Annotated in this window: 8 protein-coding genes and 3 pseudogenes; 4 read left to right on the forward strand and 7 right to left on the reverse strand. The window is 63.9% G+C overall.

Going from position 1 to position 12592, the window contains the following annotated elements; translation table 11 throughout:
* Positions 1-87 precede the first annotated feature (87 nt).
* Complete coding sequence (locus G4Q83_RS00365) at positions 88-933, reverse strand: sensor histidine kinase (RefSeq protein ID WP_185817306.1); 846 nt, start codon at positions 931-933, stop codon at positions 88-90.
* A gap of 75 nt (positions 934-1008) precedes the next feature.
* Between G4Q83_RS00365 and G4Q83_RS00370 the strand changes: the two are divergent.
* The 3 genes and pseudogenes from G4Q83_RS00370 to G4Q83_RS00380 all read left to right on the forward strand — a co-directional run bounded on the left by G4Q83_RS00370 (position 1009) and on the right by G4Q83_RS00380 (position 4376).
* A pseudogene (locus tag G4Q83_RS00370) lies at positions 1009-2159 on the forward strand (IS3 family transposase).
* Between the two features lie 805 nt (positions 2160-2964).
* Positions 2965-3939 carry an RHS repeat-associated core domain-containing protein gene (locus G4Q83_RS22755; RefSeq protein ID WP_246432211.1) on the forward strand — a complete coding sequence of 325 codons (975 nt, stop codon included), beginning with the start codon at positions 2965-2967 and terminating at the stop codon, positions 3937-3939.
* A 41-nt stretch (positions 3940-3980) separates the two neighbouring features.
* Complete coding sequence (locus tag G4Q83_RS00380) at positions 3981-4376, forward strand: hypothetical protein (protein WP_128420421.1); 396 nt, start codon at positions 3981-3983, stop codon at positions 4374-4376.
* Positions 4377-5064: 688 nt separating this feature from the next.
* On the opposite strand, the pseudogene G4Q83_RS00385 reads toward G4Q83_RS00380, so the two are convergent.
* The 6 genes and pseudogenes from G4Q83_RS00385 to G4Q83_RS00405 form a co-directional block, all read right to left on the reverse strand.
* Positions 5065-6168, reverse strand: a pseudogene (locus G4Q83_RS00385) (IS3 family transposase).
* Between the two features lie 132 nt (positions 6169-6300).
* A pseudogene (gene zwf / locus G4Q83_RS00390) lies at positions 6301-7914 on the reverse strand (glucose-6-phosphate dehydrogenase); the annotation flags it as partial.
* Positions 7911-9701: a glycoside hydrolase family 15 protein gene (locus tag G4Q83_RS00395; protein ID WP_170069165.1), complete on the reverse strand. Its 1791-nt coding sequence runs from the start codon at positions 9699-9701 to the stop codon at positions 7911-7913. The pseudogene zwf and the gene G4Q83_RS00395, both read right to left, overlap by 4 nt.
* A gap of 162 nt (positions 9702-9863) precedes the next feature.
* The gene (locus G4Q83_RS22760) at positions 9864-10397 is read right to left on the reverse strand and encodes a hypothetical protein (RefSeq protein ID WP_246432213.1); all 534 of its coding nucleotides are present in this window, start codon (positions 10395-10397) and stop codon (positions 9864-9866) included.
* The gene (locus G4Q83_RS22765) at positions 10352-10630 is read right to left on the reverse strand and encodes a hypothetical protein (protein WP_246432214.1); all 279 of its coding nucleotides are present in this window, start codon (positions 10628-10630) and stop codon (positions 10352-10354) included. The genes G4Q83_RS22760 and G4Q83_RS22765 overlap by 46 nt, the downstream gene beginning before the upstream one ends.
* A 171-nt stretch (positions 10631-10801) precedes the next feature.
* Positions 10802-12280 carry a hypothetical protein gene (locus G4Q83_RS00405; RefSeq protein ID WP_246432215.1) on the reverse strand — a complete coding sequence of 493 codons (1479 nt, stop codon included), beginning with the start codon at positions 12278-12280 and terminating at the stop codon, positions 10802-10804.
* Here G4Q83_RS00405 and G4Q83_RS23970 point away from each other — a divergent pair.
* The gene (locus G4Q83_RS23970; RefSeq protein ID WP_281401985.1) at positions 12279-12407 is read left to right on the forward strand and encodes a hypothetical protein; all 129 of its coding nucleotides are present in this window, start codon (positions 12279-12281) and stop codon (positions 12405-12407) included. The genes G4Q83_RS00405 and G4Q83_RS23970 overlap by 2 nt on opposite strands.
* Positions 12408-12592: the final 185 nt, after the last annotated feature.

A 12592-nucleotide genomic window follows, 5' to 3' on the forward strand; every position in this document is an offset into this window, starting at 1 on the left:
ACAGTGCCCCGCTTGCTGGCGCACGCTCTGGCGGCGAAGTCGGCCGATCCAGCCTCCGCCCCTGTCAACAGTGACGGAGGTATCGATTCAGACGTGAAGCTTGGTAGGAATACGCAAGCTCACCACCGTTCCCGTCGTCGGGCAGCTTTCAATGCCCAGCACGATACCCAGCCTGTCTGCGCGCATTCGCATCCCCGTCAATCCGCGTCCTGCTCGTATCTGCTCCGGCGCAAAGCTTTTGCCATCGTCCATGATCTGGATCAGGACATCGGCGCCATCGGGAAACACCATCAGCCGAATATGGTGTGGCTGCGCATGGCGCAAGGCATTGTTGATCGCTTCCTGCACGATCCGCAGAATCGCCAGCGCACCCGCCGGATTCAAGGCTTCCAACGCAGGGACAGGCTGCGCCTCCCAGCTCAGACGTATGTCCAGCATGGCCAATCGGGGTTCCAGCCTGAAACGTAAATTGCCCAACAACGGCAGCAGATCGCCCTCGCGCAAATCGAGCGAGTCGATGATCAGGCGAAGATCCTGCAAAGACTCGTCGATCACCAGCGCCAGGTCGTGACGATCGACCTCGGGTCTGAGCGCCAGACGCTTGGCTGTGATCAACTGATCCCCCATGCCGTCGTGCATGTCTTGCAGAATGCGGGCGCGCTCCTGAGCAATCGCGCTGCGCTGTTCGCGCTGGGATTCTTCCCGATCCAGTACGAAGCGCTCGCCGAAGAAAAATAACAACATGAGGCAGAGCGGAATCGCGCCGGCCGAGTTGTAGCGAAAGCTTTCGTCCGGCAACCACCCGATCGATAAAATAATCACTTGCAAGACGGTGGCGTTCCAGATGCAAGTGCACAAAGCAAGGAGTGCGAGCCGCACTGACCGTTGACGCCAAGCCGACTCGATGACCAGTGCGATGATGATGCCGAGCACCAGGCTGAAGGGTGGACCGGCCAGCCTTTCGTAGACATCCGGACGCCATAATTGATGGCAATGACCGAGGTGTTTATGGGCAACAGCAAGCAGTACACGGATGAGTTCCGGGCCGAGGCGGTGAAGCAGGTGATCGAACGCGGCTTCACGGTGGTGGATGTGGCCTCCCGAATCGGGATTCCCAAGCACACGCTATACGGGTGGGTGCAGGCCGCCAGGAAGATGGCGCCGGCAGCCGGCGCTGCAGCGGCGTCGACCGACTCAGCGGAGATTCGCCGGCTCAAGGCCGAACTGAGGCGGGTAACCGAGGAGCGCGACATCCTAGAAAAAGCCGCCGCGTACTTTGCCAAGGGGTAAGGGCGAAGTACGCGTTCATGCGTGCGCACGTCCGGGAGTTTCGTCTGGCGACGATGTGCCGGGTGCTGGGCGTGCATCGCAGTGGTTACTAGGCCTGGCTGCGCAACGGCACCAGCGTCCGCGAACGCGAGGACCAGCGCTTGCTGGGCCTGATCAAGCACCACTGGCTGGCCAGCGGCGCGGTGTACGGCTATCGCAAGCTCACCCTGGATCTGCGTGAGGCCGGCGAGCGTTGCAGCCGTCACCGGGTGCGGCGCTTGATGAAGGCCGAAGGCTTGCGAGCGCAGGTTGGCTACGGCAGCAAGCCGCGTTAGCGGGGAGGTCCGGTCGGCGTGGTGGCGAATGTGCTCAACCGGGACTTCATTCCGCAGGCCCCGAACAAGGTCTGGGTCACGGACATCACCTATCTCCGCACCTACGAGGGCTGGCTGTTCTTGGCAGCGGTAATGGAGCTGTATTGGCGCCAGATCGTGGGTTGGGCAACCGCTTCGACAATGACCAGCGATCTGGTGCTGCAGGCACTGGTGGCAGCGGCGTGGCGGCGCAAGCCCGGTCCTGGCGTGATGGTGCACTCCGACCAGGGCTGGCAGTCCACCAGCAGCGATTGGCAGTCGTTCCTGAAGGCGCACCGGATGGTGCCGAGCATGAGCCGACGCGGGAACTGCCATGACAACGCCGTGGCCGAGAGCTTCTTCAGCGTCTTGAAGAAGGAACGTATCAAGCGTCGGATCTACCCGACACGCGCCATGGCGGCATCGGACGTGTTCGACTATATCGAGATGTTCTACAACCCGATCCGCCGGCATGGTTCCGCTGGCGGCGTGTCACCGGTAGAGTTTGAAAGGCGCTACGCGCAGAGCGGCGACTGAGTGTCTACGGAAATCTGGCCGGTCCAATAGATCCTTTCGGAAGTGCACCTGATCCACATGCCTGTCCTGGAAGTAATAGTATTGGTGTATACGCCGAGGGTGCGCTAGCTATGGGACCTGTGGGTGCTGGAGGCACTTTACGCTACGGTGGGACTCAAAGATTGGATAAAAATGGGCGAGTTGTGTGGACCGAATACGGTGGAATCGGATTGGACTCGGCAGTTGATCCAAATTTGATTGGTTGGAAAATGGGCATGGCAGCAACAGTAGGTGTCGGTTTCGAGGCTACGCATAATTTTTAGGGATGGATATGAAAAAATTTAATATTCCTTGGTATATTAAGATTTTCCACATTTTCGGAGGGGGATAGTCGCACCAATATTTATGATAGTTGCGATTGGGAATTCAAATGAAAATTACAGCCTATATGACGCGCTGAAATTTTTCTCATCATAAATTTGGTAATAATAATTGGGGGGCTGTCTTTTGCTGAATGGGAGCGGCATAATATAAGTTCATCACGAGATGGTTTCTCGGGAATTTTTGGTGGGTTCACTATCAAGATTTATTTGTTCTTCTTTTTTGCGATTGGTTTCTTTGTTGGTTCAATTGTATCTCTTCCTTTGATAGGGTTCAATCCTGTATTCCTGTGGGTGCCAGGGTCTATCCTGTTCGGGTGTTCGATGTTAATACTATTTTCTAGGCGATGATCAATGCAAAAAGTCCTTTGGCGACGGAATTGGTTGGCTGGGGGATTGAACGCGTATGCCTATGTTGATGGTATTCCTACCATGTATATTGATCCATGATCGCCAGCTACCGCTACGACGGCCTGGGCCGGCGCATCGAAAAGACCGAGGGCGGCACGACCACGCAGTACCTGTACGACGGCCTGGACGCGGTGCAGGAGACCCAGGGCGACACAGTCAACCCGCTCCTGACCGGCCTGGGCATCGACCAGCGCTACGCGCGCAACGACACGGGCGGGCGGACCTACTTGCTGACCGATCGGCTGGGCAGCACGCGCTTGCTGACCAACGCGGCGGGTAACGCCGTGCAGCGCTACGACTACGACCCGTACGGCACGACCACGCAGAGCAGCACGGCCTACACGAACCCGTACCAGTACACCGGTCGGGAGAAGGACGCGAGCGGGCTGTACTACTACCGGGCGCGGTACTACCGGCCGGAGTGGGGGCGGTTCGTGAGTGAGGATCCGATTGGGTTGACGGGGGGATTGAATGCGTATGCCTACGCCGACGGCACTCCTACAATGTATATTGATCCGTTAGGTCTGTGGGCGTGGGGTGATCCGATCAATCAAGGAGTGGTGGATTTTGCGGCTGGATTTGGAGACACCATCTCGTTTGGTGCGACGGATTGGGTGCGTGACCAAATGGGAACCAACGATGCCGTAAATAAGTGCTCAGGTGGATACTCTGCCGGAGAGTGGTCAGGCATTGCGTATGGCTTTGCCGCTGGCGGCGCGACTGGCTGGCGCTCCGCAGGTAAGAAGGCAGGCATGGAGTTCTCGCATTGGATTCCCAACAGGATGGGAGGCCCGCGTTCTTTGTGGAACGGTAATTACGTGTCTACAGTAACGCATGCCCTATCTGATCCTTATCGTTACCGATTTATGCCTAGAGCTTGGAAGGCACTAAATCCGATGCCTAGCCGGCTAACTCAGCAGTTGGTTCGTCTTCCCAGCGTTTATACTGGTGCTGCCGCCGGTGGAGCGGTGGCAGGGGCAAGTGCTGCGAATGGCTGTGGGTGTTCGTAATGAGGGCGATATTATCCATCCTATTTGGCAACAAAGCATCGTTGTCTGCCCTTGAGAAATTAATTCTCAATGCAGTCAGGGCGCGCTTGGATGTGCATGTTTTAGTGCTTTGGGACAGGCAGGTTGGGTCAATCAACAAGGTGCAGCGCCTGCCGAATGGAGTGGAAGTGAATTTCTATCGCATGCGAAATGGAAAGGTACGTCTTGATCCGGCTATGGCGTTTCCGAACAAGACAGAAGAATTGCTAATTGCGAAAGTGACACTTGACCTCGCATCGCAGCGTTTGATTTCAAAAGTCTGGGCGGTTAATGGTTATGTCTTCTCTATCGAGCATGTTGGCGGAAGTCAATATTTTGAAGAAATGTTAGGCATGGATCCAGTGCCAGAGTTCGGAATTCATTGTGATCTGCTTGTTGACTTATCACAAGTCGGATAAAGCCAGGTCCATTAATTTTGATAACTCAAGGGGGCCGACCTAAATCGTTCGGGAAGCGGGTACCGCAGGGGCAGTAAGTGCTGGTTTCGAGGTCACTATGGGGAACGGTTGATCAAAACATTGCTGCTCCTTGGTATCCAACGATGTCAGGCTCAGAATTTGCGCCGGGAGGCAAGTAGCATGAAGGTTTTCCGCCTATTTATTGCCACTTTTTCTTCTATTTTTTTGCGGCATTAATAAATTATTTTTTTGGCCGAAAGATGTAATGTTGCGTGCCTTTTTCGTCTATCTATTTTTCGCGGCGATGTTTGCAATATGGATTGGTTTCCCCTTGTGCAGCTATCTTCGATCACGGCATGAAGACTCTAAGAAAAATATAGTTTTGTTTATTCCTATTATATATTGAGCCATTTATTTTATTGTGAGGTTTGGCCTATCGTTGTCAACGAAAGTTGAGTCAATAGATGGAATAAAGATAGTGGATGCTGGCCTGTTGACATTGCATGGTTTTTTCTGTTTTTTCTCGCTACTGTGGAAGTGATAATAGTAGGATGCTTGGCAAATTTAATATTCTGGCTAATCTTCGCGCGCTCGCTAAGGCGAGTGTCGTGAGCTGGACCAAACGCTCCAATATGATGATGATGAACAGTGTCTCCCGACATCCCCCCGCCTTGAGTAGCGGCAGGGTTTAGAGTCCGGGGTTGATGATATCGGTGTTGGCCAGCTGTTTGGCGTAGGCGGCGGGCGTCAGCCCGCACAGTGCGTTCTTGGGCCGTTCCTCGTTGTACTCCCTGCGCCAGGTTTCGATGATCGTCCGTGCATGCAGCAGGCTTGGGAACCAGTGTTCGTTGAGGCACTCCTCGCGCAGGCGGCCGTTGAACGACTCGATGTAGGCGTTCTGGTTGGGCTTGCCTGGCTGGATCAGACGAAGCTGTACGCCACCTTCGTGTGCCCAGGCCACCATCGCTTTGCCGCAGAACTCCTTGCCATTGTCCGTGCGGATCACCTGCGGCAGCCCGCGGCTCACGGCCAGGCGGTTCAGGACACGGCACACGCCATGCCCCGAGATGGCCCGCTCGACCTCGATCGCGACCGCCTCATGGGTCGCATCATCGGCAATGGCCAGACACTTGAGCGCTCGGCCTTCGCTGGTGCGATCAAACACCAAGTCCATCGACCACACCTGGTTGGCGGCCTCGGGCCTGAGCAACGGTTGGCGCTCGCCCCATGGCACCTTGTTGCGCTTGCGCCGCCGCACCTGCAACTGCGCTTGCCGATACAGCCGTTCCACGCGCTTGTCGTTCACCAGCCAGCCCTCCTGGCGGAGCTTGAGATAGATCATTCCCACACCGTCGCGTTTGTGCCGATACGCCTGCTCCACGATCCGCCGGCGCAGCTCCACATTGCGGTCCTGGGCCGGCGTATAACGCAGCGCGCTGGCGCTCATGCACATCACAGCAAGGGCCCGTCGCTCGCTCAGCCCCTTGTCCTTCCAATCACGCACCAGCGCACGACGCGCCGGTGCGCTCACCACTTCTTTCGCAAGGCATCCTTGATCAGGTCGTTCTCAAACACATGCTCGGCCAGCAGCTTCTTCAAACGCGTGTTCTCGGCCTCCAAATCCTTCAGGCGCTTGGCATCGGGCACGCTCATCCCGCCAAACTTGCTGCGCCACAGGTCATAAGGAGGCATCGCTGAACCCGTGCCGCCGGCACAAGTCTTTGACCGCCACGCCGGTCTCAGCCTCCCGCAGGAAGCCGATGATCTGTTCTTCGCTGAAACGCTTCTTCATGTCCAATCTCCTGATCGGCGGGGATTGGACTCCAAACCGGGGCGCTACTCAAAATTGGGGGGACGTCGCAATCCAAGCCGGCCGCAACGCCGCGCAGTCCACGCACACGCGCGGCATCGGGTTTCAGGACGCTCGCCTGCCTCGAGTCGCCTGCTTGGCGCTCTTGGGCTTCTTGCCCGGTTGCGCGCCGCCCTCCGCGGCGCGCCGGTATGGCGGCCGCCGTCCCGGCGCGAGTGGGCGCCAGGCGCGCGCGCCGTCGAGCGCGAGCAGTGCGTCGGCCGCGGCCGGGCCGGCGCTGCCGGCGGGATACTGCGCTACCTCGTCGACCGGGGCCTGCCACGCGTCCAGGACCGGCTGCACGATGCGCCAGGCGGCCTCGACCATGGTCGCGTCCTGGAACAGGCCGGCCTCGCCGTGCATGCAGTCCTGCAGCAGGCGCTCGTAGCCGACCGTGTATTCCTTCGGGAACCAGTCGCGGTAGCGGAAGTCCATGCGCACCGGCGCCAGGCTGACCCGCGCGCCCGGGCGCTTGACGTCGAACTGCAGCGAGATGCCCTCGTCGGGCTGGATGTGCAGCACCAGCCAGTCGGGGCCGTAGCCGCCGATCTCGGCGCTGCGCAGCGGCGCCAGCGGCGCCGGCTTGAAGCGGATCGCGATCTCGGTGGTGCGCTCGCGCAGGCGCTTGCCGGTGCGCAGGTAGAACGGCACGCCGGCCCAGCGCCAGGTATCGACCTGCAGCTTCATCGCCACGTAGGTCTCGGTCTCGGAGTCGGCCGGCACCGTGTCTTCCTCGCGGTAGCCGGGCACCGCGTCGCGCCCGATCGCGCCGGCCGCGTATTGGCCGCGCACCACGTCGGCCGGGGTCAGCGGCCGCAGCGCCTGGATCACCTCGGCGCGCCGGCGCAGCATCGCGGCTGGCGTGAACGCCGCCGGCGGCTCCATCGCGATCATCGCCAGCAGTTGGAACAGGTGGTTGGGCACCATGTCGCGCAGGCAACCGGTGGGGTCGTAGAAGCCGCCGCGGCCTTCCACGCCGATGGTCTCGGCGGCGGTGATCTGCACGTGGTCGATGCGGTCGCGGTTCCACACCGGCTCGAACAGGCCGTTGGCGAAGCGGAAGGCAAGGATGTTCTGCACCGTTTCCTTGCCCAGGAAATGGTCGATGCGGAACACCTGGTCCTCGTCGAGCACGCGGCCGACGACCGCGTTGAGTTCCTGTGCGCTCTGCAGATCGTGGCCGAACGGCTTTTCCACGATCACCCGGCGCCAGCCGCCGCCGGCGCGTTGCTTGACCAGCCCGGCCGCGCCCAGCTGCTCGATTGCCGGGGCGAAGAAGCGCGCGGCGGTGGCCAGGTAGAACAGCACGTTGCCACCGGTCTGGTACTGCGCGTCGTACTTGTCGATGACCTCGCCCAGCGCGCGGTAGGTCGCCACGTCGGCGAAGTCGCCGCGCAGATAGTGCAGGCGCGTGCGCAGCCAGTTCCAGACGTCTTCGTCCAGGCCGTCGGCCTTGAACTCGGCGTCGCGGTCGGCCACCAGGCCGCGCAGCGCATCGCCTAGCAGGCGCCGCCAGCCGGCTTCGCTGATGTCGCCATGGTCCACGCCGATCAGCGCGAACCGCTCGGGCAGCGCGCCGCTGCGGCGCAGGTTGTACAGCGCCGGCAGCACCAGCCGCCGGGTCAGGTCGCCGCGCGCGCCGAAGACCACGATCAGGCAGGGTGGAGTCGCTTGTGTCGCATCGCTCATGAATGGGTTTCCTGTTCGCCGAGTAAGCCATGCAGGCGCAACGCCGCGTGGACCAATGCCACGTGCGAGTAGCACTGCGGGAAGTTGCCGAGCATGCGCCCGCTGCGCGGATCGTATTCCTCGGCCAGCAGGCCAACATCGTTGCACAGCCCGAGCAGCCGCTCGAACAGTGCGCGTGCCTGCGCAACGCGGCCGAGCAGCGCGTAGTTCTCCACCAGCCAGAAACTGCACGCGATGAAAGTGCCCTCGCCTGCCGGCAGGCCGTCGCCGCTGGCGTCGTCGGCGCGGTAGCGCTCGACCAGGCCGTCGACGCTCAGCCGCTGCGCGATCGCGTCGGCGGTGGCGGCCACGCGCGGATCGTCCGCCGGCAGGAACCCGACCAGCGGGATCAGCAGGGTCGCCGCGTCCAGCCGCTCGCTGCCGTAGCTCTGCACGAAATGGCCGTCGCGGTGCACGCCCTGCGCCAGCACCTGCGCATGCACCGCGTCGGCCAGCCCGCGCCAACGCGCGCGCTGCGCGGCATCGGCGTCGGTGACCCCGTCGCGCGCGCCGCAGTCGAACGCCAGCCACGCCATCACCTTGGAATGCACGAAGTGGCGGCGCTGGTCGCGGATCTCCCAGATCCCTTCGTCCGGCTCGCGCCAGCGCTGCTCCAGCACCTCGAGCAGCTGCCGCGCCAGCGAACGGCCATGCACCGCGGTCGCCATGCCTTCGCGGTGGCCGCGGTGGAAGGCGGCGATCACTTCGCCGTACACGTCGAGCTGGAACTGGCCGGCGGCGGCGTTGCCCACGCGTACCGGCAGCGCCTCTTCGTAGCCGGGCAGCCACTCCACTTCCCATTCGGGCATGCGTCGTTCGCCGCCGATGCCGTACAGCGCCTGCAACTGGTCCGGCGAACCGGCCACCGTGCGCTGCAGCCAGCCATGGAAGGCGGCGGCCTCGTCGGAGTAGCCGGCGGCGTGCAGCGCGGTCAGGGTGAACACCGCATCGCGCAGCCAGCAGAAGCGGTAGTCCCAGTTGCGCTCGCCGCCCAGGCGTTCCGGCAGCGAGGTGGTGGGCGAGGCGACGATCGCGCCGGTCGGCAGGTAGCTCAGCCCCTTCAGCACCACCAGCGAGCGCCGCACCGCGTCGGTCCAAGGACCGGCGTGCGCGCAGCGATGCGACCAGCCATGCCAGAACGCCTCGGTCTGCGCCAGCGCCTGCTCGGGCGCCAGCGGCGGCGGTAGCTCCAGGTGCGAAGCGCCATGGCTGAGCACGAACCAGGTGCTGTCGCCGGCCTCCAGCGCGAACTCCGCCTCGGTGGCGAAGCCGTGGCCGTGCATCGCCTGCGGGCTGCGCAACGCGATCTGGTCGGGCCCGGCGACCGCCTGGATGCCGCCGTCGAGCTGCGACACCCAGGGAATGGTGCGGCCGTAGTTGAAGCGCAGCTGCAGCTGCATGCGCAACGGCACGCGGCCGCGCAGCCCGCGCACGATGCGCACCACGTGGTTGTGCAGTTCGTCGTCGTGGCTGGCGACCATGAAGTCCAGCACCGCCACCGCGCCGGTGTCGGTCTCGAACTCGGTCTCCAGCACCAGGCTGCCGTCGCGGTAGTGGCGGGTGCTGCGGAACGCGCCGACCGGCGCGATCGCCCAGCGGCCGTGCTCCGGGGTGCCCAGCAGCGCCGCGAACAGCGCGTCGGAATCGAAGCGCGGCAGGCACAGCCAGTCGATCGATCCATGCCGGTCCACCAGCGCCGCGCTGCGGCAGTTGCCGAGCATGGCATAGTCTTCGATACGCGCCGCCATTCGTGCCGCTCCTCGGTTACCGGTGCGAATCGACGCACCAATCCCGCAGTCTCCCATGACGAATGTTTGCAAAAGCTGACGGCGGCAGCCACCGGCATGCCTCCGCGCGGGCAGGACGCGCGTGCGCTGCGATTCACGCCGCAGGCGCTGTTGCGCCCTGGCTCAGCGGAAGTCCGGATAGTCGTGGCGCACCCGCTGCTCCACCGCCACGGCCAGCGGGTGCGGCGCGCACGCGGGCAGGGCGCGCAGGATGGTCCACGGCGTGTCGATCAGCAAGTGCCCGGTGTCGACGTGCGCCATGCCCTCGCGCTGGCGCAGCGCCTGCACCGCGAGCAGTTCGGCGGGGTAGACGCCATTGAAGCTTTCATCGAATTCGTAGGTGGTGCGCTCGGTGCTGCCTTTGCTGCGGGTGATGCGCCAGTCGGCGGCCGCCTGCATCGCGGCCCGGAACGCCGCTTCGTCGCGGCCGCGCCACCGGTCGAGCACCGCCTGGTACTCGGGGATCAGCGGATTGACCGGCCGGTAGTGGGTGGGGATGCCGAAGACCTGCGCGAACAGCAAGATCAGGAACGCATCGCTGGTCCCCTTGCCCCAGCCGTCGCGGCGCCACTGGTCCGGTTTCAAGGCCTGATCCTTGTGCGCGACCAGGATCAGGAAGTGCGCCCCGGCCGCGGCCGCCTCCCGGTCCGAGAGCATCGCGCTGGCCGCCACCTTATTATGCTGGTCCACAGCGGCAGCAGCGGCTGCCGCCCGGTGGTCCAGGCCAGGCTCACCGCCGCCTCGAAGCGGAACGCGATCGAGCGCATCGCCACCGCCCAGCGCAGCGGCTGGGCCAGGTCCTCCAGGCGGCCCTGGCCGCTGAGGGCGCAGGCCTGCATGGCATAGGCGTGGCCGGCCCAGCTCAGATCCAGCCAAAGCTTGCCCGACACAGGATCTGGCGATGCCAGATAATCATGTATCTTCTCGAAACAGCGCTCAGGTTCGTCGTCTTTGAGCGCACGCTCAGTCCAAATGAAGGCATTGCTTGAAGGTCTTCTTCACTGAGGGATGCCATGCCGGCACGTCCGTGCGGAGCTCGCGCGTGGCCTTGCCGGTCGCCATCAACTCATCCTCGGGCCGCGCTGGGCCAGGTGCTGCTGTTCGGTGTCCTGGGCCAGCGCCCGCTGCCGGTTCAGTTGCTGGACCAGGGCGAAGCGCTCCGCCGCCGGGCGCTGCGCGGCCTGCTCGGCGCCCACCCGCACGTGGAAGTGCGGGGCCTTGTCGCCGAACGGCGAGTGCACCGCGAACACCAGCGGCGCCTGCGCGCTACCGCCGATGCGCACCGCGTCCACCGATCGGCACAACGGGTCGGCCTTGTATGCCTCCAGCAGGCTGGCCGCGATGTTGCGGCTCTGCGCCGCGTCCCAGCGGCCATGACCCGCACCGTGCGCAGCATCGTCTAGAACGCGGCATGGTCGGGGTGGCCGGCGTCGCCCGGGGTCGGCAGGGTCGGCGCGGGCTTGACCCAGGGCTCCACCGTGCGCTCGATCTGCAGGCGTGGCGAGTCGGGTGTGCGGCTCAGGTTCAACTGCACCATTTGGCGTTGATGTTCTCGGCCTCTGGGCCGATCTACGGCTCACATCCTGAGCGACCAATTTCAACCCGGGAATCGTGTTCCTTGGATCCCAGTGTTTTTCTGCACGAATCGCCAGTTCGATCCGTTTGGCCACGAACTGTTCCGGATCCCCCCGCTGCGCCGGCGCCATGCCCTTGGCCGAGGTCTTGATCTCGAAGAACTCCAGTTCGCCGCCGGGGTTGCGGCCGACCAGATCGATGCCGTGGCCGGAGCGGTTCTTGATCGCGAGGATGTCGGTATAGCGCTGGCGCACCAGTTCATGGGTCTGGACCGCTTCGCCGATGTCGCCGAGCTGGCGCGTGCCGAGCCGGGCCAGGTCCACGCGCTGGATGCTGTGGTCCAGCGCGGTCGGGAAGTCGATCCTGCCGTCGAACACGTCCGGGCTGCGCTTGAGGATGGCGTTGGGTTCGCGCGGCGCCAGTTTGCCGCTGCGCAACAGCCCTTCGACGTTGTCGGCGGCGTGGGCGGCACGGATCAGGTCGTCCAGGTGGCCGTCCTGGCGCGCCTGGCCGACCAGCCCGCGCAGCAGTTGCTGCGTGGGCTGGTCGGCCGCGCCGCCGCGCCGGGCGGCCGGGCCGGCTTCCTCCAGTGCCTCGGCGTAGGCGCCGGCGCGACCGGACAGGACGGCGCGGCGCTCGGCGGCATGCGCGCCATCGGTGTGGCCGCGCGTGCCGGCGCGCGCGGCCTCGGCCAGGCCTTCGCCCGCCTCGCCCGCCGCACGCGGGGCGATGTCCTCCATGATCCGCGCGGCCTTGCCGAGCTTGCCCGCCGGAACCAGCGTGGCCAGGATCTCCACCCCGGCCGCGCCGGCGGCGCGGCCCACGTACGCGCGCTCGCGCCCGTCGCGCTGCGCCTGCGCCAGTCCCTGTTGCCACTGCTGCAGCGCCTGCGTGGCGGCGCTGCGGGCCTGGTCGATCGGCTTGTGCGGATCGGCGGCGACTTCGTCCGCGTAGAGGCGGGCCATGCCGACCACCCACGTCGCGGTAGTTCGGGTCGGTGGCCAGGCGGGTGGCCATGCGCACCAGATCGACGGTCTCGCCGAGCGTGGACAGCGTGTGTGCGGCGCCGCCGGTGACGAAGCCATGGCCTAGCTGCACGTCGCCGACCAGACCGCTGCCGGCCTGGGCCGCGGCGCGCAGGGCGGGCGCCGCGCCAGGGTCGGCGGCCGTGTCGCGGGTGCGGCGTTGCGCCGCGGCCAGGCCGGCGCTGACCTGGGTGTCGGCCCAGCGCACCGCGTTGCGGGCGCCGTCGTAAGCCTGGCCGCCGGCCTGGGCGA

This window comes from Xanthomonas theicola (assembly GCF_014236795.1).
GTDB lineage: Bacteria > Pseudomonadota > Gammaproteobacteria > Xanthomonadales > Xanthomonadaceae > Xanthomonas_A > Xanthomonas_A theicola.

Coding starts and splice junctions, on each gene's coding strand:
- G4Q83_RS22755 (WP_246432211.1), top strand. CDS start 2,965: ATGATCGCCAGCTACCGCTACGACGGCCTGGGCCGGCGCATCGAAAAG.
- G4Q83_RS00395 (WP_170069165.1), bottom strand. CDS start 9,701: ATGGCGGCGCGTATCGAAGACTATGCCATGCTCGGCAACTGCCGCAGC.
- G4Q83_RS22760 (WP_246432213.1), bottom strand. CDS start 10,397: ATGCTCTCGGACCGGGAGGCGGCCGCGGCCGGGGCGCACTTCCTGATC.
- G4Q83_RS23970 (WP_281401985.1), top strand. CDS start 12,279: ATGCCGACCACCCACGTCGCGGTAGTTCGGGTCGGTGGCCAGGCGGGT.
- G4Q83_RS00405 (WP_246432215.1), bottom strand. CDS start 12,280: ATGGCCCGCCTCTACGCGGACGAAGTCGCCGCCGATCCGCACAAGCCG.